The organism is Salibaculum halophilum, from assembly GCF_002094885.1.
GTDB classification, from domain to species: Bacteria; Pseudomonadota; Alphaproteobacteria; order Rhodobacterales; family Rhodobacteraceae; genus Salibaculum; species Salibaculum halophilum.
The window spans coordinates 1-21,918 of record NZ_MSIT01000028.1; the positions used below are offsets into that span (position 1 = coordinate 1).

Consider the following 21,918-nt stretch of genomic DNA (forward strand, 5'->3'; position numbering starts at 1 on the left):
CCCCAGCCGCGCCGCGCCCAGCGCCGCGCCGAAGTCGCCGGCCTGCGGCACGTCCAGCGGCACGCCTAGCGCCGCGGCCAGCAGATCGAGCCAGTAGGCCGAGCGCGCGCCCCCGCCCAGCGCCAGCGCGCGGCGGATGGTCGTGCCGGTCGCCGCCAGTGCATCACGGTTGTCGACAAAGGCGAAGGCGACGCCTTCGAGGACAGCGCGCGCAGCCTCGGTCGCGTCGGTGGCATGGTCGAGGTTCAGGAACTGGCCCCGGATATGCGCGTCGTTGTGCGGCGTGCGTTCGCCACCCAGGTAGGGCAGGAAGAGCACCCGCCCCGGCGCGCGCAGATCGCCCAGCCCGGCGGTCAGGTCGGCGGCGCTGCGCCCGGTCAGCCGCGCCAGCCATTCCAGCGCATCCGTCGCCGCCAGGATCACGCCCATCTGGTGCCAGGTGTCGGGAACCGCGTGACAAAAGGCATGAACGGCGCTCGCCGGGTCGGGCCGGTAGCCCGCGTTCGCCGCGAAGAGCACGCCCGAGGTGCCCAGCGACAGGAACGCCTGGCCGTCATGGACAACGCCCGCGCCGATGGCGGCGGCGGCATTGTCGCCCGCCCCGCCGGCGACGGGCACCTGCGGCAGGCCCCAGCGCCGGGCGAGATCGGCGCGCAGCGTGCCCGTGGCCTGCGCCCCCTCGGCCAGCCGCGGCATCTGTGCGCGCGAGAGCTGACAGGCGGCCAGCAGGTCATCCGACCAGTCCCGCGCGCCGGTGTCCAGCCAGCTTGTCCCGGCGGCGTCCGACATCTCGGACACGGCCTCGCCCGTCAGCCAGAAACGCAGGTAGTCCTTGGGCAACAGCACCGTGTCGATGGCCTCGAAAATCCGCGGCTCTGCCTCTCGGACCCAGTCAACCTTGGGCGCGGTGAAGCCGGGAAAGACGATATTTCCGGTGATCGTGCGAAAGCGCGGGTCGGCGTCCATCCGCGCGGCCTGATCGGCGGCGCGGGTGTCGTTCCACATCATGCAGGGCCGCAGCGGCGCCCCGTCCCGGCCCAGCAGCGTCGCCCCGTGCATGTGCCCCGACAGGCCGATCCCGGCCAGGGCGCTGCAATCGACCTGCGCGGCCACGGCCGCGATGGCCGTCTCGGCGGCGGCCTCCCAGGCGCGGGGGTCCTGCTCGGACCAGCCGTCATGGGGGCGCGAGACGGTCAGCGGCACGCTGTGTTCGGCCAGCAGCGCATCGCGCTCGTCGATCAGGATCGCCTTGAGCGCCGATGTCCCAAGGTCCAGTCCGAGGAAGGTCGTCATGGGGTCAGGCCGCCACGCCCTCGGGCGGCTTGCCCGCGATGATCATGCCCAGCAGGTCGTCGGTGGTCACGTCCTCGACATTGACCACGCCGCCGACCAGCTTGCCGTTCTTCATGACGGCGGCGCGGTCGCAGAGCTCCTTGACCTGGTGCACGTCGTGATCGATCAGGAAAATGCCGAGACCCTGTTTCTTGAGCTCCCCGATCAGGTCGGCCACCATGCGCGTCTCCTGCGGCCCGAGCGCCGCGGTGGGCTCGTCCATGATCAGGATCTTGGCGTTGAAATAGACCGCCCGGGCGATGGCCACCGATTGCCGCTGCCCGCCCGAGAGCGCCGAGACCGGCGAGGAGAATTTCTGGAAATGCGGGTTCAGCCGGCCCATGACCTTGCGGGTCTCGGCCTCCATCGCGCCCTCGTCCATCAGGCCGGTCAGGGTGGTCAGCTCGCGGCCCAGGAACAGGTTCGCGGCGGCATCGAGGTTGTCGGCCAGCGCCAGCGTTTGGTAGATCGTCTCGATGTTGTAGGCGCGCGCGTCGCGGGGGTTGGTGATCTCGGCCTTTTCGCCGTTGATGCGAATCTCGCCCGAGTCCATGCGATAGGCCCCCGACAGGCACTTGATCAGCGTGGACTTGCCGGCCCCGTTGTGGCCCAGAAGGCCCACGACCTCGCCGGGGTAGAGGTCGACGCTGACGTGATCGACGGCGCGCACGCCACCGAAGGCGATTGAGATGTCGTTGAGCTCGACCAGCGGTGTTTCGGCCATCAGGATGCCCCCGTGCGTTTGCGGTAGATGATGTCGATGAGGACGGCCAGGATCAGCACGGCCCCCACGACGATGTTCTGGAAGGGCGCGTCGACGCCCACCATGGCCATGCCCGATTGCAGCGACTGCATGATCAGCGCGCCCAGGATGGCGCCGTAGATGGTGCCGATCCCGCCCGACAGGGCGGTGCCGCCGATGACGGCGGCGGCGATCACGCGCAACTCGTCCAGCGTGCCGATATCGTTGGAGTGGAACGACAGCCGCGCCGAAGCAACGACCGCCGACAGGGCACAGAGAAAGCCCATGATCGCGAAGATCTTGACCGTCAGCAGCCGCGTGTTGATCCCTGAAAGCTCGGCCGCGTCGGGGTTGCCGCCGGTGGCGAAAATGTAGCGGCCCAGCCGCGTGCGCCGGGCCACGATGGTCATGACGAGCGCGACAAGGATCAGCAGCAGCACCGAGATCGGCAGGCCGTAGGCGGCGGTATAGCCCTCGGGCAGCACCTCGCCGCGGGCCTCGAAATCGCGTTCCAGCACGCGTTGGGGAACCTCGTAGGATGTCAGCGTCCAGATGAAGCCCAGAATCGCCGCCACGATCAGCGCGCCCACCGCGCCCTCGGCCCAGAGCGGCTTGACCGGAAACCCGTGCCCCTGTTTGGTGCGCCGGGCGGACCACTGCGCGTAGAGGGCCGCGCCCACGGCGACCACCGCGAAGACCCAGGACCAGGTGGTGCCAAGGGTGCCGGAGATGCCGCCGAACATCTGGAAGGTCTCGTCCAGCGGGCCGATGGTCTGGCCGTTGGTCGTGTACCAGGCCACGTTGCGCCAGATCAGCAACCCGCCAAGCGTGACGATGAAGGCCGGGATCGTCAGGTAGCCGATCAGCCAGCCGTTGAAGGCCCCGATCGCGGTGCCGACGATCAGGCCGCCGGCGATCGCCAGCCAGGCCAGCGCCGGATGGCCCAACGGCAGGCCGAAGACCTGCAACAGCCATTCGGTCTGCAGCATAGCCATGACGGCCGAGGTCGTGGCCAGCAGCGAGCCCACCGACAGGTCGATGTGGCGCGTGACGATGACGAAGACCATGCCGGTGGCCATGATGGCCACGCTGACGGTCTGGATCGTCAGGTTGAACACGTTGCGCGGGGTCAGAAAGCGCCCCCCGGTCAGGCTGTTGAAGACCAGGGCGATGAGGATGAAAGCCCCGATCATGCCCAGCAGGCGCATGTCGAGTTCGAGCGAGGCGAAGACGCCGCGCTTGGCTGTCTCGGGCCGGGTCGCGTCGGTGTCTTTTGAGGCTGTGTCGGTCATGTCTGTCCTGTCGGCTGGGCCGGCGGACCCGACGCGCAAGGGCGGCCGGGCCGGGTTGGATCACCTGTCTGGAGGGCGGGGCGGGCCGTTTTGGCCCGCCCCGCCGGACGTGTGGCTGGCTCAGCCGATCAGTTGCAGGGGGCCGGGCCGTCCTCGACGCCCTGGCACAGTGACTCCTGGCTGATCCAGCCCGCGTCGACCACGACCTCGAGGTTGTCGGCCGTCACCGGCACCGGCTCCAGGAACTTGGCCATCAGGTCGGTGCCCGACGGCGAGGTCCATTCCACGGCGCCCTCGATCTCTGACATCGCGGTGCCGTCGGCCATGGCAACGGCGATCTCGCCGGCCTCGCGGCCCAGGTCGCGCGCGTCCTTCCAGACCGAGACGGTCTGCGTGCCCTGCGCGATGCGGTTCAGCGCGGCATGGTCGCCGTCCTGCCCCGACACCGGGATGCCTTCCATGCCCTGCGCGGTCAGCGCGGCCACTGCACCGCCAGCCGTGCCGTCGTTGCTGGCCACGACCGCGTCGACGTCGTTGTCGTTGGCGGTCAGGATCTGTTCCATGTTGCGCTGGGCGTTGGCCGGCAGCCAGCCGTCGGTGTAGGATTCGCCCACGATCTCGATATCGCCGGCGTCGAGCGCGTCCTGCAGCACTTCCTGCTGGCCGCCGCGCAGGAAGTCGGCGTTGGGGTCCTGAGCCGAGCCCTTGATCATGACGTAGTTGCCGGTGGGCTGTTCCTCGAGGACCGCGCGGGCCTGCATCCGGCCGACCTCGATGTTGTCGAAGGTCAGGTAGAAGGCGCGCGGGTCGTCGATCAGGCGGTCATAGCCCACGACCGGGATGCCCTCGTTGGCGGCGGCGTTCACCGCGGGCGTGATGGCCTGGGCGTCCTGCGCGAGGATGATCAGCGCGTCGGCCCCCTGGGCGATCAGGCTCTCGACATCCGACAGCTGCTTGGACGAGGACGACTGCGCGTCAGTGGAAATGTACTCGGCCCCGGCCTCGTCGAGGGCGGACACGATGGCGGCCTCGTCGGTCTTCCAGCGCTCCTCCTGGAAATTGGACCAGCTGACGCCGACCGTGAGGTCCTGCGCGAGGGCAGCCGAACTGAAGCCGACAACCATGGCGGTGGCGGCGATGATGGACTTGTGCATTTGGTATCTCCTCCCAGTCTGTGACCCGACGCCTCCGGGGCGCGGGCCGCGAGTCGTTTGACCCTGCCCGCGCAGCTTGCCTGATTAATTTCACTTGTCAAAATAAAATTGACAGAAGGACCGAAAACATGCCCGACTGGCGCTGACCGCAGGGCCGTTTGTTGCGTTTTGACGCAATCCTGTGCAGGTTTCGATCGCGCTTGCGGGGATCGCGGGCAAGAACAGAATCAGGCCACACCACAATATCTTTGGTGATTGAATGAATGATGCCCCCAGCTCCACCGCTCCACCCGGCGCCATGGCGGGCCCCGCCCCCGGCCCGATCGCGGGATGCGGGCCGCGGCTGCGCGACGGCGGTCAGAGCGCATCGCCCCTGCGCCAGCAGGTGTTCGAGCATGTCCGGGCCGAGGGGATCGCGACACGCTCGGGGATCACGCGGGCGCTGGGCATCTCAGGGGGCATGGTCACGCAGCTGACGGCGGATCTCATCCAGCGCGGCCTTCTCGAGGAAATCGCCGACCCACCCCGCGACGCAGGACGCGAGGGCGCACGCGGCCGCCCGCCGACCGCCCTGCGCGTGGTGCCGGGCAGCGGCCGGGTGCTTGGCATCAAGCTGTCCGAGGACGTGCACACCGCCGTCGTCACCGATTTCGCCGGGGTCGAGCACGGCACGGCCACCCGGCCCAGCGATCACCGCCCGCGCGAGCTGGACGAGTTGACCGAAGAGGTCGCCGACCTGGTCGCGGCCGCCCGCGCCGAGGCCGGGCCGGCCCCCCTTTCGGCCGTCGGCGTCGGCCTGGCCGGCATGGTCGACCACGCCGACGGCACCGTGGCCTGGTCGCCCTTCCTGGCCCGGCAGGGCGCGCCGCTCAAGGCCGCGCTGGAGGATCGCCTGGGCCTGCCGGTGCATCTGGACAACGACGTCAACATGCTGACCCTGGCCGAGCTTTGGTTCGGCGCGGGGCGCTGCAAGGCCGATTTCGCCGTTGTCACCATCGAACAGGGCGTCGGCATGGGGCTGGTGCTGGGCAACCGGCTCTATCGCGGGGCGCGCGGCATGGGGCTGGAACTGGGTCACACCAAAGTGCAGCTGGACGGCGCCCTGTGCCGATGCGGGCGGCGCGGCTGCCTAGAGGCCTATGTCGCCGACTATGCACTGCTTCGCGAGGCCGCCACCGCGTTGGCGCCGGGCAGCACGGCGCAGATGGCCCCGGGCGACCTGCTCGACCGGCTTTTCGACGAGGCCAAGGCGGGCAACCGCGCCGCCGCCACGATCTTTCGCCGGGCGGGGCGCTATCTGTCGCTGGGCCTGTCCAACGTGGTGCAGCTTTTCGATCCGGAACTCATCATCCTGTCGGGCGCGCGGATGCGCTACGACTACCTTTACGCCGAGGAGGTGCTGGCCGAGATGACCGCCCAGGCGCTGGACGACCAGCGCCCCCCCGCGCGGGTCGAGATCCACGCCTGGGGTGATCTGGTCTGGGCGCGCGGGGCGACGGCGCTGGCGCTGTCGGTCGAAACCGAGCGCCTTCTGGGCGAGGTGGCGCCGTGAGGCGCCTTCTCGTCCTGCTCGTGCTGGGTGCGGCGGCCCCGGCGGGGGCCGAACCGCGCTTTGCCCCCGTTTCCGGCCCGGTGGCCGATCACGTCTACACGGGCGGCTGGGAACATTTCGTCGGCGGCGGGGTCTCGGTGCTCGATTGCAACGCCGACGCCCGGCCTGACCTTGTCCTGGCCGGGGGCGAAAACCCGGCGCGGCTGATGGTGAACGGCGGCGACATGGCCTTCGCCCCGCGCGCCCTGCCCGGCCCGGACGGTGCGCTCACCGGCGTGACCGGGGCCTATCCGGTTGATCTGGATGCGGACGGCACACTGGATCTTTTCGTGATGCGCGCGGGGCCAAACGTCGCCTTGCGCGGGCGGGGCGACTGCCGCTTCGAGGTGGCGACCGGGGCCCTGGGCCTGCCCGACGGCGGCACCGCATGGACCACCGCCTTTACCGCTTGGTGGGCACCGGGGGCGGCGCGCCCGACGCTGGCCGTGGGCAATTACGTGGACCGGGCCGACCCCGACGGCCCCTTCGGCACCTGTGACGCCAACGCGATCCTGACGCCAACCCCCGGGGGCTGGCGGGCGCGGGACCTGACGCCGGGCCATTGCCCGCTGTCCATGCTCGCCGCCCACGATGCGCGCGGGCGCATGACCCTGCGCCTGTCCAACGACCGGCACTACTATATCCGCGACGGGGCCGAGCAGCTCTGGGACATTGCCGAGCAACGCTTCCTCGGCCCGGAAGACGGCTACGATCCGCCCATGCTCTGGGGCATGGGGATCGCAGCGCGCGACCTGAACGGCGACGGCCGCGACGAGGTCATGCTGACCTCGATGGGCGACCAGAACCTGCGCCTGGCCCGCGAGGGCGGCTACGTCACCGCGCCCTACGCCATGGGCACCACCGCCCACCGCCCGCACACGGGCGAGGATGGCCGCCCCTCGACCGGCTGGCATGCGCAGTTCGGCGACGTCGACAACGATGGTCGCGCCGATCTCTTCATCGCCAAGGGCAACGTGGACCAGATGCCCGGCATGGCGATGCAGGACCCCAATTCGCTGCTGATGCAGTCCCCCGACGGCACCTTCGAGGAGGCCTCGGTCGCCGCCGGCGTGGCCAGCCCCTCGCGCAGCCGCGGCGCCGCGCTGGCCGATCTGGACGGTGACGGGCGGCTGGACCTGGTGGTGGTCAACCGCCGCGCGGCGGCCGAGCTTTACCGCAACGTCACGCCGGAGACAGGCAACTGGCTGGCGGTGCGCCTGCGCCAGCCCGGCGGCAACGCCCGCGCCGTGGGCGCGCGGGTGCGCGTGGCGGGCGCGGACTGGTCCGAGGAACAGGAGGTCAGCATCGGCGGCGGCCACGCGGGCGACGTGGCCGGGCCGCTGCACTTCGGGCTGGGCGATGTGGCCGCGGTCGAGATTACCGTGACCTGGCCCGACGGCACGGTCACGCGCGACGCGCCCGAGGGCGTCAACCGTCGGGTGACGCTGCGGCGCTGAGCGGCCGCGCCACCGGCAGGCCGCTGGGCACGGTCTCGGGGATGCCCAGGCGCCCCGCCTGCGCCACCGGGTCGGTCAGGCTGTTCAGGAAGGCGACCAGCGCCGCGATCTCGTCCTCGGTCAGCGCCATCGGGGGCCGGGTCACGGCCCCCGCGATGGCGGCGACCTCGTCCGGGTCCTCCATGACCGCCATGTCATCGACCGGCAGGTCGGGCAGCACCGCCTGGCCGATATCATAGTCCGCCAGCCCCGCCACCGGGTCGGCGTGGTGGCGCAGGTAGGCGGCCAGCTCGGCATAAGCCCCCGCATGGCCATAGGGCGCGGTCAGCGCAACGTTGCGCAGCGAGGGCGTGCGAAAGGCATGGGCGTCGTCGGGATCGCCCGTCACCCGCATGCGCCCCGTGTCGCGGGCGTGGCGCTCGAAGCGTGCCGCCTTGCCCGGGCCGATCTGCACGTCGCCCATGGCGTGAAACCGCTGGTCGGTCAGCAGCGGGCCGCTGTGACAGTCGGCGCAGCCCGCGTCCCCGTAGAACAGCCGCAACCCTGCCATGGCCGCCTCGGGCAAGGCCCCCTGCCCGCGCAGGTAGGCGTCAAACGGCGCGGTATCCGAGCGCCATTCATGCGCCATGAAGGCGGCGATGGCGTTGGAAATGTCGGTGAAATGGATCGCGTCGGGGGCCAGGCCGTAGACCTCGGCGAAGCGCCGCCGGTACGCGGGCAGCGCCGCCACCCGCCGCGCCAGCAGGTCCCAGGCCCCGCCCGGCCCGGTGATGCGCCCGGTGCGCACGGCCCTGGAAACGGCGTTCTCGCCGTAGTGCCCGGCCATCTCGTCGGCCGAGAGCACGGGGAACATCGTCTGCGCCGACAGCAACCCGTCGAAGCCCTTTTCCATCTCCGCGCCCATGGGCGTGCGAAAGCCGGACGGACGGCTCTCGTCGCGCTCGATCCGGCCGTCGTGGAACAGCACCCGCACCTGCCGCACCCCGAGGTTGAACAGCCCCGGCGCGTTGCGCGGCACGCGCTGTTCGGGCGGGTTGTCGGGGTCGGCCACCCGGTCGGGGCCGAGGTCGGTGCCGCCGTCGCCGATGCCGAGGCTGACCCCGTCCGAGGTGCCGAACCGCGGGTGGTGGCAGGTCGCGCAGGACACCTCCTTGTTGCCCGACAGGACGGGATCGTAGAACAGCAACCGGCCCAGCCGGGCCTCGTCCATGTCCACGGGGGCGAAATCATCATCCGTCAGGGGCGCGGGCAGGCCCTCGGAATGGGCCGTCCCGGCCCACAGGGCCAGCAGTATCGCGATCCAGCGCATGGCTCCTCTCCTCCTTGCCCGGCAGGATCACCGCGCGCCGCCCGGTTGGCAAGGCCCCGCGGCCGCGGTCAGGTCACGCGGCCGCGGGCCTGGTATTTCGGGTCTTGCCAGGCCGCGGTTTCCAGCACGTCCTGCAGCGTCTCGGCGGCGGCGATCACGTCGCCCTCGTCGAGGTAAAGCGGCGTGAAGCCGAAGCGCATGATGTCGGGCGCGCGGAAATCGCCGATCACGCCCCGGTCGATCAGCGCCTGCATGGCCGCGTAGCCGTTCTCGAAGGCGAACGACACCTGGCTGCCGCGCCGGTCCGCGTCGCGCGGCGAGGCGAGGGTCAGCGCGGGGCAGCGCGACTCGACCTCGGCAATGAAGAGATCGCCCAGCCGCTGCGAGGCGGCGCGCAGATCGGCCATGTCGACGCCCTCCCAGACGCGCAGGGCCTCTTGCAGCACCGCCAGTTGCAGCACCGGCGGCGTGCCGACGCGCAGCCGCTCGGTGCTCATGGCGGGGCGATAGGCGGGCTCCATCGCGAAGGGCGCGGCATGGCCCAGCCAGCCCGCCAGCGCCGGGTCGATCCCGTCCACCAGATCGGGGCGGGCGTAGATGAAGGCCGGCGCGCCCGGCCCGCCGTTGAGGTACTTGTAGGTGCAGCCGACGGCGAATTCGGCGCCTGATCCGGCGATGTCGAGGTCCATGGCCCCGGCGCTGTGCGCCAGGTCCCAGATCATCATCGCCCCGGCGGCATGGGCGGCACGGGTGATGCGCGCCATGTCGTGCAGCCGCCCGGTTCGATAATCCACGTGGGTCAGCATGACCACGGCGACGTCCTCGGTGATGGCCGCCTCGACCGCGTCGGGGTCGGGGGTGCGCAGGTCGTGCCCCTTGCCGATGGTGCCGATCAGCCCCTGCGCCATGTAAAGGTCGGTGGGAAAGTTGCCGCTGTCGGACAGGATCACCCGGCGGTCGGGCCGCATCTTCAAGGCGGCGTCCAGCGCCTGGTAGACCTTGATGGACAGCGTGTCGCCGGTGGCGACCGACCCGGCCGGCGCGCCGATCAGCGCGGCGATCCGGTCGCCCACAACGCGGGGCAGGTCCATCCAGCCGGCGCTGTTCCAGGCACGGATCAGCTCTTGGCCCCAGTCCTGTTCGATCACCTGCGCCGCGCGCGCCGCGGCGCCCTTCGGCAGCACGCCCAGCGAGTTGCCGTCCAGGTAGATGACCCCGGGCGGGATCTCGAATAGCTCTTTTCTCGGCAGGCGCACGCCCATGTCGCTCGTCTCCGGCTGATCTTCATGCAAGACGTAGCAAGCGCGCGCGCAGATGGAAACACGCCCCGCACTGGACAGGCCGGTTGCCATGGCGCAGCTTGCCCGCAAACACGGGGACGCCATGACGGACGACAGCGGCATCGACTGGGAAGACGCCTTTGCCAACGGCGCCCATATCGCCGGGGCCGAGGATTATCCGCCGCGCTGGCAGGCGGCCGCCGCGGCCTTCCGCGCCACGGCCCGGGGCCAATGCGACATCGCCTACGGCGCGGGACCGCGCGCGCGGCTGGACCTGTTCCTGCCCGAGGGCGCGGTGCGCGGGCTGGTGGTGATCCTGCACGGCGGCTACTGGCGCATGTTCGACAAGGCGACATGGTCGCACCTGGCGGCCGGGCTGCTGGCGCTGGGCTGGGCCGTGGCCCTGCCCAGCTACCCGCTGGCCCCCGCGGCACGGCTGACCGAGATCACCGCACATGCCGGCCGCGCCGTCGCCCATGCCGCGGGCCTGGTGGCGGGGCCGGTCCGGCTGGCGGGCCATTCGGCGGGCGGGCACCTGGCCACGCGGCTGGCCTGCACCGACGCACCCCTGCCGCCCGAGGTGGCCGACAGGATCGAGCGCGCCGTCTCGATCAGCGGGCTGCACGACCTGCGCCCGCTGACCCTGCATTCCATGAACGCGGACCTGCGGCTCGACGCCGCCGAGGCCCGCGCGCAAAGCCCCGCGCTGGCCACGCCGCGCCCCGGCATCGCCACGACCGCCTGGGTCGGCGCGGGTGAACGCCCCGAGTTCCTGCGCCAGGCCGCCCTGTTGGCCGAGGCCTGGGCCGCGCCGCTTGTGGCCGAGCCGGGGCGCCACCATTTCGACGTGATCGACGGGCTGACCCGCGCCGATCACCCCCTGACCCGCGCGCTGGCCGCCGACTGACCGCCTCTGGCGCTGTGCGGCACGGAAATGCCGCGCCCGGGCAACCGGGGCGCTGACGGGTCGGATATCATCGCAACGAACCACGAAAGGAGAAACCGCATGCCCGACATCGCCGCCTATTGGCAGAACCACATCGACGGCGCCTGGGTCGACGGCGGCGCGGGCCGCATCGCGGTGACAGACCCGGCCACGGGCGAGACGCTGGCCGAACAGGCGCTGGCCGATGCTGCCGACGTGGACCGCGCGGTGCAAGCCGCGCGGCGGGTTCATCTGGCGGGGGCGCTGCGCGACATGCGCGCCCTGGAGCGGGGCCGCATGGTGCAGGCCATGGGCCGCTACCTGCTGGAGCATGCCGACGAGATCGCCGAGGTCCTGACGCTGGAACAGGGCAAGCCGCTGTGGGAATCGCGCGGCGAGGTCGAGGGTGCCGCGCTCTATTTCGAATACTACGGCAACCAGGCCAGCACCCTTGAGGGGCGCTCGATCCCCCTCGGGGCCGGCTATTTCGACTGGACCGAGCACGAGCCGCTGGGCGTTTCGGCCCAGATCATCCCCTGGAACTTCCCGCTGGAAATGACCGCGCGGTCGCTGGCCCCGGCGCTGGCCACGGGCAATGCGTGCGTCGTCAAGCCGCCCGAGATGACGCCGCTGAGCAATGCCTGGTTCGCCCATGCCGCGCAGGCGGCCGGTTTTCCGGCCGGCGCCGTCAACATCGTTTGCGGCTACGGGGCCGAGGCGGGCGCGGCGCTGGCCGGGCACCCGCAGGTCAACCAGATCGTCTTTACCGGGTCGGTGCCCACCGGAGTGGCCATCGCGCGGGCGGCGGCGGGCAACGTCGTGCCCTGCGTGCTGGAACTGGGCGGCAAGTCGGCGGCCATCGTGCATGATGACGCCGACCTCGCCGCCTTCGAAAACGATATCCGCTGGGGGATCTTTTTCAACGCGGGCCAGGTCTGTTCGGCCATGTCCCGCGTCCTCGTCCACGAAAGCCGCGAGGCCGAGATGCTGGAGCGCGCCGAGACCATCGCCAAGTCGCTGTCCGTGGGCCCGGGGGTGGAGCGCCCCGACACCGGGGCCAACATGGGCGCGCTGGTCAGCCCCGCCCAGCGCGACCGCGCCGCCGAGATGGTGGCCCGCGCCGAACAGCACGGCGCGCGCATCGTCACCGGGGGCCGCCCGCTCAACCGCCCTGGGGCCTTTCTTGAGCCAACGGTCCTGGCCGGCGTGACCCCGGACATGGAAATCGCGCAGGAGGAGGTCTTCGGCCCGGTCCTTTCGGTGATGTCCTTTCGCGACGAGGCCGAGGCCATCGAGATCGCCAACGGCACCGACTACGGCCTTGTCGGCGGCGTCTTCACCGCCGATCTGGACCGCGCCACGCGCGCCGCGCGGGCGATAGGCGCGGGGCAGGTCTTCGTCAACGAATGGTATGCCGGCGGGGTCGAGACCCCCTTCGGCGGCTACGGCAAGTCCGGCTACGGCCGCGAAAAGGGGCGCGAGGCGCTGTGGAACTACGTGCAGACCAAGAACGTGGCGGTGCGGCTCAGGGCGTGACGCGCCGCCGCTTCGGCCGGGTGCGTCGCTGACCGGCTGGGCTGGACAGTCCAGCGGCCGCGTCTGATACTTCGCGTGTTAACGCGAAGGCCCCGCCATGATCCGACCCGACGCCCCCGACCACCGCGCCCGGGCGCTCCAGGATGCCGCCCGGCAACTGGATTTCTTCCGTGCCGGTCTGGCGCCGGCGGGCGGGTTTCTGCGACTGGGCCGGGATGGCCGGCCCCTGCCCGACCAGCACCAAGAGCTGCACAACACCGCGCGGATGGTGCATGCCTATGCCCTGGGCAAACTGGCGGGCTGGCCCGGGTGCGACGCGATGATCGACGCCGGGATGCGCGCTCTGGCCCGCCATCACCGCGACGAAACCCATGGCGGCTATCTCTGGTCGGTCGACGCCGAGGGCGTCCGCGACGGGCGCAAGCTGGCCTACGGCCATGTCTTCGTACTGCTGGCCGGGGCCAGCGCCCACGCCACGGGGCACCCCGACGCGCAGGCGCTGATCGACGACGCGACCGAGGTGCTGGACACCCGCTTCTGGGAAGACGGAACGGGCCGGTTTCGTGATGAGTTCAATCGCGACTGGTCGCCGTTCTCGGACTACCGCGGCCTGAATGCCAACATGCACGGGGTCGAGGCGCTTCTGGCCGCGCACGAGGCCACGGGCGCCGCGCGCCACCTGGACCGGGCCGGGCGGATCCTCGATTTCTTTCTCGGCCGGATCGCGCCGGCCCACGGCAACCGCCTGCCCGAGCACTACCATGGCGACTGGTCGGTCGATGCCGACTACCGCGGGGACCCGATGTTTCGCCCCGCCGGCACCACGCCGGGCCATTCGTTTGAGATGGCCCGGCTGCTGCTGCAACACTGGGACATGACCGGGCGCGCGGAGGCCACCGCCCCGGCCCGCGCCCGGGCGCTGACCTACCAGGCGTTGCAGGATGCCTGGGACCCGGTGCGCGGCGGGTTGGTCTACACGCTGCACCCCGACGGCAGCCCGGACATCCGCGACCGCTACTGGTGGCCGGTGACCGAGGCGATCGGCGCGCTGGCCGCCCTCATGAAGCTGGGCACGACCGAGGACGACGCGCTGTGGTTCGACCGACTCTGGCGCTTTGCGCGGACCCATTTCGTGGACCCCGTGCACGGCGGCTGGATCCCCGAGATCGACGATGCCGGCCGGCCCGCCGAGCGGCAGTTTGCCGGCAAGCCCGACATCTACCACGCGCTGCAGGCGGAGCTGTTTCCGCTGACCCCGGGCCTGTCGGGCTATTACACCACCTTGCAAGCGCTGCGCGCCTGAGCCGGCGCCCGCGGGGCGTTACAACTCCACCGCCTGTCCGGTCAGGGCACTTTCCTGCGCGGCCAGGCCGATGCGCACGGCCGCCATGCCGTCGTCCAGCGTGACCTCGGGCACCCCCTCGCCGTGCAGCACCGCGTTGAACCGCTGGTGCTGGTAGAAGGTCGAGCCGTTGTGATCGCCGGCCGCCAGCAGCGCCGGGTCCACGGGCACCTCGCTGACAACCGGCCCCTTGGGCGCGCGCGGGCTCAGGATCAGCCGCGGCACCGGGGCCGCGCCCAGGGCCTTGGGCCAGAACCGGCCCGGGCCGGGCACCAGCGCCTCGATCTTGCCCTTTGGACCGACGGCGCTGATCTCCTCCTGGTATTTGGACCCTTCGGCGAACATGCACAGCTCCAGCATGGCCCGCGCCCCGCCCGCGAAATCGAGCAGGACATAGCCGTTGTCCCAGACATCGGGCACACGGCCCTCGTAGCTCTCGTCGCGGTGGTTTAGGGTCTGGCCCGCGCTGGCCATCACCCGCACCGGTTCATCGTCGAGGATCAGGCGCATCAGGTCGAAGAAATGGCAGCATTTCTCGACCAGCGTGCCGCCGGTATTGGCGTTGAACCGGTTCCAGTTGCCGATCTTGGGCAGGAACGGAAAGCGGTGTTCGCGGATCGTCAGCATGGAGATGCCGCCCGTGGCATGGGCGGCCTGCTGCACCAGCGCGGCGATGGGCGGCATGTAGCGGTATTCCATCGCCACCCAGATTGGCGCCGGGTAATCGGCCTTGAGCTCTTGCAGTAACTCCAGGTCGCCCGGATCGGTATAGAGCGGTTTTTCGCACAGCACCGGCAGCGGGCGCGTGTCGCGGATGCGGCGCAACTGGTCCACGTGCAGGTTGTTGGGGCTGACGATGACGAACGCCTCCACCTCGGGGTGCGCGATCAGGTCATCCAGGGTCGCGCAAACCTCGGCCGTGCCCGCCAGTGTAGCGGCGCTCTGCGCGAGGTCGGGCACCGGGTCGTAGACCGCCGCCACCCGGCCCTGCGGCAGCAGCGTGATGTTCTCGATGTGCTCGCGCCCCATCATGCCGCAGCCGATGATGCCGTAGTTGATCATGCCTGTTATCCCTTGCCCAACCTGCTGATGTAGACGACCTCGGACGGGTCGAACCACGTCCGGGAGAATTCGATGGCCTGCCCGCCCGGGTCGCGGCCGATGCGTTCGACGTAGCCCGCCGTGGCGCCCGCGGGCATCGCAAAGCGCGCATCGCCCCAGCCGGGCACCGGCGCGAGGTTGACCTGGTCGGTGGCGCTCATGATGATCAGGCCCAGTCGCTCGCGGTAGAACAGATAGAGCGACTCCGACACCTCGGTCGGGTCGATATGCGCCGCCCGCGCGCCGTCGAGCCAGATTTCCTCCAGCGCCGCCGGCCGGTCATCGAGAAAGCGCAGCCGCCGGAACCGCCAGCCCTGCGCGTCAGCCCCGAAGGCGGGGGCGTCGGCGGGCTTGGGTCGGCGTTCGACCGACAGCAGCGCCGCCGTGGGCAGGCCGCCGCCGCCGATGCGTTCGAGCCGCAGCATCGCGTAGACAGAGGCGACATCGGTGCGCGCGCGCACATAGTTGCCCGACCCGTGGACACGTTCGATCAGGCCCTTTTTCGCGAGGTTTTCAAGCGCCTTGCGAAGTGTTCCGACAGCCGTGCCCAGGGCTTCGGCCATCTCGCGCTCGGGCGGCAGGCGGGTGCCATCCGCCAACCGGCCCGCGGCGATGTCGCGGATCAGCATTTCGCTGATCTGAACGTATTTGGGCAGCGCCGCCGAAGGTCCCCCTTCGGACGGGCCTGCCGAACCGCCACGGGCCATTCCCGTTTCCTCCGTGCCCCCTTTCCGGCGGGGGCGTGAAATTGATACACTATTGATGCATCAATCGCCGAGTGCTACGCAAGGGCAAAGGCGGCCGAATCCGGGCCGCGACAGGGAGGAAAGACACATGACCGTCGTGCCGATCACGTCGCCCGATCTTGACGCGCCGGAGGTCAGCTGGTTCTCGGCGCTTTGCGGGGACGACTATCGCTACATGGGCGTGCCCGACAGCGCCCTGGCCCCCACCTGGGAACACTGCCGCAACATCACGCTGGAGGCCGAAAAGCAGGGCTTTCGCAACATCCTCGCGCCATCGTCCTACCAAGTCGGGCAGGATACGCTGTCCTTCGTGGCCGGGATGCTGCCCGAGCTGGAACGCATGAACATGCTGGCCGCGATCCGCTGCGGCGAGATGCACCCGATCATGCTGGCCCGCACGGTTGCCACGCTCGATCACATGGCCAAGGGCAAGCTGACGCTGAACATCATCTCGTCGGACTTTCCCGGCGAAAAGGCCGAGAGCAGCTACCGCTACCAGCGTTCGCGCGAGGTGGTGGAGATCCTCAAGCAGGCCTGGACCCGCGACGAGATCGACTACGAGGGCGAAATATACAATTTCAAGGGACTGCCCACGGACCCGGCCAAGCCCTATCAGCAGAACGGCGGGCCGCTTCTGTATTTCGGGGGCTATTCGCCGGCCGCGCTGGAGCTGTGTGGCCAGCACTGCGACACCTACCTGATGTGGCCCGAGCCCAAGGAACAGATCGCCCAGCGCATGAAGGACGTGAACGCGGTGGCCGAACGCTACGGCCGAACGCTGGACTACGGCTTGCGCGTGCATGTCGTCGTCCGCGACACCGAGGCCGAGGCCCGCGACTACGCCGAAAGCCTGGTCTCGCAACTTGACGACGAATACGGCCAGCTGATCCGCGAACGCGCGCATGATTCCGACTCGCTGGGGGTCAGCCACCAGTCTCGCGCGCGGGAACTGGCCGACAAGTACGGCTATGTCGAACGCCACCTCTGGACCGGGATCGGCCGGGCGCGTTCGGGCTGCGGTGCGGCGATCGTCGGATCGGCCGACCAGGTGCTCAGCGAGATCGAGGAATACAAGAAGATGGGCATTCGCGCCTTCATCTTCTCGGGCTATCCGCATATCGACGAGGCGCAGCACTTCGGCCGGCTGGTCATGCCGGAGCTGGAGACAAGCTCGCTGCCGCACGCCTACGGGCGCGTGCCGGCCGAGACACCAGACACACCCCTTTCGGGAAAGAGCCGCAAATGATGGAACGTATCACGCTGCAACCCGACTTGTCGCTGTCGCGCATCGTCTACGGCATGTGGCGGCTGGGCGACGACCAAGACACCAGCCCCAGGAACGTCCAGGCAAAGATCGAGGCCTGTCTCGAACAGGGCATCACCACCATGGACCAGGCCGACATCTACGGCGGCTACATGGCCGAGGAGGTGATGGGCGCTGCCCTGACGCCCGAGATCAAGGACCGCATCGAGGTCGTCACCAAGTGCGACATCGTCGCCCCCATGGGCCGCTACGCCGACGCGCCGCTGAAATACTACGACACCAGCCGGGCGCATATTCTGGCTTCGGTCGATCATTCCCTGCGCCTGATGGGGATCGACAAGATCGACCTGCTGTTGATCCATCGCCCCGATCCGCTGATGGATCATCACGAGACCGGCGCGGCGCTCGACGAGGTCGTGGCCAGCGGCAAGGTGCGCGCCGTTGGTGTGTCGAACTTCAAGCTGTACGACTGGACGCTGCTGCAATCGGCCATGAAGACAAAGCTGGTGACCAACCAGATCGAATTGAGCCTCGGCGCGCATGAGGCGTTCACCAACGGCGACGTGGCCTACCTGCAGGAACGCGGCATTCCGCCCATGGCCTGGTCGCCGCTGGGCGGGGGCGCGCTGATGACGGCCGATGACGCGCTGGGCCGCGCTATGGATGCAATCGCCGCGGCCGAGGGCGTTGACCGCGCCGCCGTGGCCGTGGCCTGGCTGCTGGCGCATCCGGCGCGGATCATGCCGGTGATGGGCACGAACACGATCAGCCGCATCAAGGGCTTTTCCGACGCGCTGGCTGTGGACATGACGCGCACACGGTGGTTTGAACTCTACACGGCCGCGCTCGGCGACGAGGTGCCCTGACTTGGATGGCAATTGGGAACATGGCATGAACGGTTTCGACCCGGCGCAGGACCCGCGCGCCTATCGCGACGCCCTGGGCAGTTTCGCCACCGGCGTGACGATCGTCACCGTGCCCAGTTCCGACGGCCCCGTGGGCATCGCCGCCAACAGCTTTGCCAGTGTCTCGCTGGACCCGCCGCTGGTGCTGTGGTCCCCGGCCAAGGCCTCCAAGCGGTTCGACTATTTCAAGGATGCGCCGCATTTCGCGGTCCATGTGCTCGACAGCCACCAGCGGGCGATCTGCGACGCCTTCAGCCGGGACAAGCACGCCTTCGACGGCCTGGACTGGGTCACCGGCGACCACGACGTGCCGCATATCCGCGGCTGCCTGGCGCGATTCGAATGCACACTGGACGCCGCCCATGATGCGGGCGACCATATCATCATCGTGGGCCGGGTGAATCACGCTGCCTTCCGCGATGGCCAACCGCTGCTCTTTCAAGGGGGGCGCTTCGTCGGCATCGAGGGCTGACACCTGACCCGTGGCGCGGACCTCGGGGAGGGGGCCCGCGCCACAGGGGACCGGACCACCCAAGAGTCCGGCCCGACGGAAAAGGGGCCATCCCGGCCCCTGCAACAGGGAGGAGGAACCGCCATGGCGGTTTTGCTGAGGGTGCTGTGGCCGCTCGAACGGCTCAATACCGGTATACTGTCGGTGGGCCGGGTGATCGCGGTGATCGCGCTCGCCGTCATGGTCTGCCTGATCCTGGGGCAGGTCTTTTTCCGCTATGTCCTCAACGAGGCGCCCAACTGGACCGAAGAGGGCGCGCGCTTCGGCATGATCTGGATGACCGGCTTCATGGCCCCGATCGCCTATCGCCAGGGCGGGTTCGTGGCCATCGACATGCTGGAACGCGCCCTGACCCGGACCATGGCAACGCTACTGGGGCTGGGCCTGCTGTTCATCGCGCTCTGGGTGCTGGTCATCGCCTGGGACAAGGGGTTGAACAACCACGTCGACAGCCTGTCGGGGCGCGGCTGCTCGTCCTCGCTGCGCTGGCCCTTCGGCATCGAGATTGGCCGCTGCGGCAACAAGTTCGCCAACAGCTATCAATATGCCGGTCTCTGGGTCGGGATAAACCTGCTGATCCTCGTCAACCTCGAACTGATCCTGCGCGGGATCATCACGCTGCTGGGCGGCGAGGACCGACTGAGCGATCTTTCCGATGACAAGATGGCGGGGGCCGACTGATGCTTATCTGGTTCCTTCCGCTTTTCCTGATCCTCATCATGATCGGCCTGCCGGTGGCCTTCGCGCTGCTGGCCGCGCCCTTCGGGCTGCTGGTGGTCGACGACCAGGCGCGCCAGCTCTCGGTGCTCTACCGCAACCTCTACAACGGGATGGACAGTTTCCCGCTGATGGCGCTGCCCTTCTTCATGCTGGCCGGCGAGATCATGAACCGCGGCGGCATCACCATCCGCCTCGTGGAGTTCTCGCAGGCGATCATGGGCCACCTGCGCGGCGGGCTGGCGCATGTGAACATCCTGTCCTCGATCCTCTTTGCGGGGCTGTCGGGCTCGGCCGTGGCCGATACCTCGGCGCTGGGTTCGACCCTTGTTCCGGCGATGGAAAAGAACGGCTATACCCGCAGGTTCGCCGCCGCCGTGACCGCCGCCAGCTCGGTGATCGGGCCGATCATCCCGCCCTCGGGGATCATGATCATCTATGCCTACGTCATGGGCGAAAGCGTCGCGGCGCTGTTTCTGGCCGGCATCGTGCCGGGCGTGCTGGTCGGCGGGGGGCTGATGCTCATGGTGCGGCTCCTGGCCGACCGCTACGACCTGCCCAAGGCCGAACGCATCGTCAAATCCGACCAGAGCCTGAGCACGACCGAACACTGGGTCAGCCTGCTGCTGCTGCGCATCAACATCGCGGGGCTGCTGATGGCGATCTACGCGGGCCTGGCGGTGCCGCTGGGGCTGGCCAGCCTGGATGCCAACGGCGATAAGGTGCACAACGTCAACCTGTGGATCGTCTTCGTGGTCATGCTGGTCTTCGCGCACGGCCTGCTGGTCTACTACCGCGGCAAGGTCAGCCACGATTTCCGCGTCGTCTGCAAGAAGGCCGTGGCCCCGCTGCAGACGCCCATCATCATCCTTGGCGGCATCCTCGTCGGCGTCATGACCCCGACCGAGGCCAGCGCCATCGCCGTCTTCTATGCCCTTGTCGTCAGCTTCTTCGTGCTGCGCTCGATGTCGATCCGCGACCTGATCGCGGTGCTGCAACGCTCGGCGTTGGCGACCTCGGCGGTGCTGTTGCTGGTGGGGGCCGCGGTGGCCTTCAAGACTGTCGTGTCGCTGTCATACGCGCCGCAGATATTGACGGACATCATCCTCGGGCTGAGCGAAAACCCATTAATACTTCTGTTTCTCATCAACATCCTGCTTTTCGTGGTGGGCATGTTCCTCGACGCGGGGCCGGCGATCATCATCCTCGGGCCGATCCTGGGGCCGATCTTCGTCGAACTGGGGGTGCACCCGGTCCATTTCGCCATCATCATGTCGATCAACCTGACCGTGGGGCTGGCCACGCCGCCCATGGGGCTGGTGCTCTTCGTCGCCTCGACGGTCAGTCGCGAAAAGGTGGAAACCATCGCCAAGGCGATCCTGCCCTTCCTGGCGGTGGAAATCGCGGTGATCTTCCTGATCACCTACATGCCGCAGATCTCGATGACGGTTCCCTATCTCACGGGCTTCCTCGGATGCCCGCCCGAGATCGGCTACATGGCTTGCATAAGCCCTGAGCCACAGATCGCAAACTAGGACGACCAGCAAAACGGGAGGAAAACCAAATGCTGAAACATCTCGTCACCGCCGCCACGATCACGGCGGCCTCTGTCGCGGCCCTGCCGGCCGCCGCGCAGGATGACACGATCACGCTGCGCGCCACTGCCAACTCCAACGAGAACGACGAGGACTATGACGGCCTCATCGTCTTCAAGGACCACGTCGAGGCCGCCTCCAACGGCGCCATCGAGGTCGAGCTCTTCATCGGCACGCAGCTGTGCTCGACCGGGGCGGAATGCCTCGAAGGTGTCTCGGAAGGCTCCATCGACATCTACATCTCGACCTCGGGCGGGGCCGCGGGGATCTTCCCCTACATCCAGGTGCTCGACCTGCCCTACCTGATGGCCAACGACCGCGTGGCCGAGACGGTGCTGGAAAACGACAGCGTCTTCATCAACACGCTGCAGGACAAAATCCTCGCCGATTCGGGCGACACGATCCGCCTGATGACCATCGGCAACACCGGCGGCTGGCGCAACTTCGCCAACACCCAGGGCCGCGTCGAGACGCCCGAGGACATGGAGGGCCTCAAGATCCGCACCGTGGTCGCTGACCTGCCGCAGGAACTGGTCAAGGCGCTGGGCGCCTCGCCCACGCCGATCCCGTGGCCGGAGCTGTTCACCAGCTTCCAGACCGGCGTCGTCGACGGCTCCAAGAACGGCATCACCGACATCATGGGCATGAAGTTCCCCGATGCCGGCCTGCAGTACCTGACGCTTGACGGCCACGCCTACATGGGTGCGCTGTGGTTCATGAACAACGAGCGGTTCATGAACATGTCGGAAGCCAACCGCCGGGTCGTGCTCGACGGCTTCTACGCGCTGCAGCAGGCGACCTTCGCCTCGCCCAAGCGCAAGGCCATCGACGCCTATGACGCCTTCGTCGAGGGCGGCGGCGACATCTACGTGCCCACGCCCGAGGAAAAGGCCCAGTTCGCCGAGGCAGCCGAACCTGTTCAGGACTGGTTCCGCGAGAACGTCGACGGCGGCTCCGAGGTGCTGGACGCGATGCTCGAATCGGTCGAGAACGCCGAGGCGGAAATCGCCGAGACCTACGCCGACGACATGGAGTAAGGGCGCGTCACGCCCGCCGGAAAGGGCCGCCCCCGGGCGGCCCTTTTCGATTCCACAGGGGCCTCAGCGCGGCCCATCGCCG

At 69.1% G+C, this 21,918-nt stretch carries 19 protein-coding genes; 11 read left to right on the forward strand and 8 right to left on the reverse strand.

The features are described from left to right. The 4 genes from xylB to xylF form a co-directional block, all read right to left on the reverse strand. The coding region (gene xylB / locus BU124_RS12825; protein ID WP_084863976.1) for a xylulokinase at positions 1-1,293 on the reverse strand (1,293 nt) is incomplete at its 3' end. Positions 1,294-1,297: 4 nt separating this feature from the next. Then, a complete protein-coding gene (locus BU124_RS12830; protein WP_084863977.1) occupies positions 1,298-2,056 on the reverse strand; it encodes an ATP-binding cassette domain-containing protein in 759 nt (252 codons plus the stop codon). Further along, complete coding sequence (locus BU124_RS12835; protein ID WP_084863978.1) at positions 2,056-3,366, reverse strand: sugar ABC transporter permease; 1,311 nt, start codon at positions 3,364-3,366, stop codon at positions 2,056-2,058. The genes BU124_RS12830 and BU124_RS12835 overlap by 1 nt, the downstream gene beginning before the upstream one ends. A 128-nt stretch (positions 3,367-3,494) precedes the next feature. Further along, complete coding sequence (gene xylF / locus BU124_RS12840; RefSeq protein WP_084863979.1) at positions 3,495-4,520, reverse strand: D-xylose ABC transporter substrate-binding protein; 1,026 nt, start codon at positions 4,518-4,520, stop codon at positions 3,495-3,497. A gap of 298 nt (positions 4,521-4,818) precedes the next feature. Here xylF and BU124_RS12845 point away from each other — a divergent pair, with 298 nt between their 5' ends. Beyond that, complete coding sequence (locus BU124_RS12845) at positions 4,819-6,072, forward strand: ROK family protein (RefSeq protein WP_143529991.1); 1,254 nt, start codon at positions 4,819-4,821, stop codon at positions 6,070-6,072. Further along, the gene (locus tag BU124_RS12850; RefSeq protein ID WP_084863981.1) at positions 6,069-7,568 is read left to right on the forward strand and encodes a CRTAC1 family protein; all 1,500 of its coding nucleotides are present in this window, start codon (positions 6,069-6,071) and stop codon (positions 7,566-7,568) included. Before BU124_RS12845 ends, BU124_RS12850 begins: the two co-directional genes overlap by 4 nt. On the opposite strand, the gene BU124_RS12855 is transcribed toward BU124_RS12850, so the two are convergent. Together BU124_RS12855 and kynU are read right to left on the reverse strand one after the other, a co-directional pair. Then, entirely contained in the window at positions 7,540-8,877 is a 1,338-nt protein-coding gene (locus BU124_RS12855; RefSeq protein ID WP_084863982.1) for a cytochrome-c peroxidase, read from the reverse strand. The two genes, BU124_RS12850 and BU124_RS12855, sit on opposite strands and share 29 nt — an antisense overlap. A 68-nt stretch (positions 8,878-8,945) precedes the next feature. Next, positions 8,946-10,139: a kynureninase gene (gene kynU / locus BU124_RS12860; RefSeq protein WP_084863983.1), complete on the reverse strand. Its 1,194-nt coding sequence runs from the start codon at positions 10,137-10,139 to the stop codon at positions 8,946-8,948. A gap of 121 nt (positions 10,140-10,260) precedes the next feature. On the opposite strand from kynU, the gene BU124_RS12865 reads away from it, so the two are divergent. The 3 genes from BU124_RS12865 (at position 10,261) to BU124_RS12875 (ending at position 13,921) form a co-directional block, all read left to right on the forward strand. Further along, the gene (locus BU124_RS12865) at positions 10,261-11,064 is read left to right on the forward strand and encodes an alpha/beta hydrolase (RefSeq protein ID WP_084863998.1); all 804 of its coding nucleotides are present in this window, start codon (positions 10,261-10,263) and stop codon (positions 11,062-11,064) included. Between the two features lie 99 nt (positions 11,065-11,163). Then, on the forward strand, positions 11,164-12,618 hold the full coding sequence (locus tag BU124_RS12870) for an aldehyde dehydrogenase family protein (RefSeq protein ID WP_084863984.1): 1,455 nt from the start codon (positions 11,164-11,166) through the stop codon (positions 12,616-12,618). 97 nt (positions 12,619-12,715) lie between these two features. Next, the gene (locus BU124_RS12875) at positions 12,716-13,921 is read left to right on the forward strand and encodes an AGE family epimerase/isomerase (protein ID WP_084863985.1); all 1,206 of its coding nucleotides are present in this window, start codon (positions 12,716-12,718) and stop codon (positions 13,919-13,921) included. Between the two features lie 18 nt (positions 13,922-13,939). Here BU124_RS12875 and BU124_RS12880 read toward each other — a convergent pair whose 3' ends face one another. Beyond that, positions 13,940-15,022, reverse strand: a complete 1,083-nt coding sequence (locus BU124_RS12880; protein ID WP_084863986.1) for a Gfo/Idh/MocA family protein — start codon at positions 15,020-15,022, stop codon at positions 13,940-13,942. 5 nt (positions 15,023-15,027) lie between these two features. Beyond that, positions 15,028-15,768 carry a GntR family transcriptional regulator gene (locus BU124_RS12885; RefSeq protein WP_084863987.1) on the reverse strand — a complete coding sequence of 247 codons (741 nt, stop codon included), beginning with the start codon at positions 15,766-15,768 and terminating at the stop codon, positions 15,028-15,030. 127 nt (positions 15,769-15,895) lie between these two features. Between BU124_RS12885 and BU124_RS12890 the strand changes: the two genes are divergently transcribed. The 6 genes from BU124_RS12890 to BU124_RS12915 all read left to right on the forward strand — a co-directional run bounded on the left by BU124_RS12890 (position 15,896) and on the right by BU124_RS12915 (position 21,836). Further along, entirely contained in the window at positions 15,896-17,053 is a 1,158-nt protein-coding gene (locus tag BU124_RS12890; protein WP_084863988.1) for an LLM class flavin-dependent oxidoreductase, read from the forward strand. Then, positions 17,053-17,937 carry an aldo/keto reductase gene (locus BU124_RS12895; RefSeq protein WP_084863999.1) on the forward strand — a complete coding sequence of 295 codons (885 nt, stop codon included), beginning with the start codon at positions 17,053-17,055 and terminating at the stop codon, positions 17,935-17,937. Before BU124_RS12890 ends, BU124_RS12895 begins: the two co-directional genes overlap by 1 nt. A 25-nt stretch (positions 17,938-17,962) precedes the next feature. Further along, positions 17,963-18,448 (forward strand): flavin reductase family protein, encoded by a 486-nt coding sequence (locus tag BU124_RS12900; RefSeq protein WP_084863989.1) that lies wholly within the window; start codon positions 17,963-17,965, stop codon positions 18,446-18,448. A gap of 123 nt (positions 18,449-18,571) precedes the next feature. Beyond that, a complete protein-coding gene (locus tag BU124_RS12905) occupies positions 18,572-19,168 on the forward strand; it encodes a TRAP transporter small permease (RefSeq protein ID WP_084863990.1) in 597 nt (198 codons plus the stop codon). After that, complete coding sequence (locus BU124_RS12910; protein WP_084863991.1) at positions 19,168-20,739, forward strand: TRAP transporter large permease; 1,572 nt, start codon at positions 19,168-19,170, stop codon at positions 20,737-20,739. The genes BU124_RS12905 and BU124_RS12910 overlap by 1 nt, the downstream gene beginning before the upstream one ends. 29 nt (positions 20,740-20,768) lie before the next feature. Continuing rightward, a complete protein-coding gene (locus tag BU124_RS12915) occupies positions 20,769-21,836 on the forward strand; it encodes a TRAP transporter substrate-binding protein (protein ID WP_084863992.1) in 1,068 nt (355 codons plus the stop codon). The last annotated feature ends 82 nt before the right edge of the window (positions 21,837-21,918 follow it).

Bases quoted from the DNA above. Each gene is read 5' to 3' on its own strand.
- BU124_RS12910 (WP_084863991.1), top strand. From the start codon at position 19,168: ATGCTTATCTGGTTCCTTCCGCTTTTCCTGATCCTCATCATGATCGGC.
- BU124_RS12890 (WP_084863988.1), top strand. From the start codon at position 15,896: ATGACCGTCGTGCCGATCACGTCGCCCGATCTTGACGCGCCGGAGGTC.
- BU124_RS12895 (WP_084863999.1), top strand. From the start codon at position 17,053: ATGGAACGTATCACGCTGCAACCCGACTTGTCGCTGTCGCGCATCGTC.
- BU124_RS12905 (WP_084863990.1), top strand. From the start codon at position 18,572: ATGGCGGTTTTGCTGAGGGTGCTGTGGCCGCTCGAACGGCTCAATACC.
- BU124_RS12900 (WP_084863989.1), top strand. From the start codon at position 17,963: ATGAACGGTTTCGACCCGGCGCAGGACCCGCGCGCCTATCGCGACGCC.
- BU124_RS12915 (WP_084863992.1), top strand. From the start codon at position 20,769: ATGCTGAAACATCTCGTCACCGCCGCCACGATCACGGCGGCCTCTGTC.
- BU124_RS12870 (WP_084863984.1), top strand. From the start codon at position 11,164: ATGCCCGACATCGCCGCCTATTGGCAGAACCACATCGACGGCGCCTGG.
- BU124_RS12855 (WP_084863982.1), bottom strand. From the start codon at position 8,877: ATGCGCTGGATCGCGATACTGCTGGCCCTGTGGGCCGGGACGGCCCAT.
- BU124_RS12865 (WP_084863998.1), top strand. From the start codon at position 10,261: ATGACGGACGACAGCGGCATCGACTGGGAAGACGCCTTTGCCAACGGC.
- BU124_RS12880 (WP_084863986.1), bottom strand. From the start codon at position 15,022: ATGATCAACTACGGCATCATCGGCTGCGGCATGATGGGGCGCGAGCAC.
- BU124_RS12875 (WP_084863985.1), top strand. From the start codon at position 12,716: ATGATCCGACCCGACGCCCCCGACCACCGCGCCCGGGCGCTCCAGGAT.
- BU124_RS12845 (WP_143529991.1), top strand. From the start codon at position 4,819: ATGGCGGGCCCCGCCCCCGGCCCGATCGCGGGATGCGGGCCGCGGCTG.
- BU124_RS12830 (WP_084863977.1), bottom strand. From the start codon at position 2,056: ATGGCCGAAACACCGCTGGTCGAGCTCAACGACATCTCAATCGCCTTC.
- BU124_RS12835 (WP_084863978.1), bottom strand. From the start codon at position 3,366: ATGACCGACACAGCCTCAAAAGACACCGACGCGACCCGGCCCGAGACA.
- BU124_RS12885 (WP_084863987.1), bottom strand. From the start codon at position 15,768: ATGGCCCGTGGCGGTTCGGCAGGCCCGTCCGAAGGGGGACCTTCGGCG.
- kynU (WP_084863983.1), bottom strand. From the start codon at position 10,139: ATGGGCGTGCGCCTGCCGAGAAAAGAGCTATTCGAGATCCCGCCCGGG.
- xylF (WP_084863979.1), bottom strand. From the start codon at position 4,520: ATGCACAAGTCCATCATCGCCGCCACCGCCATGGTTGTCGGCTTCAGT.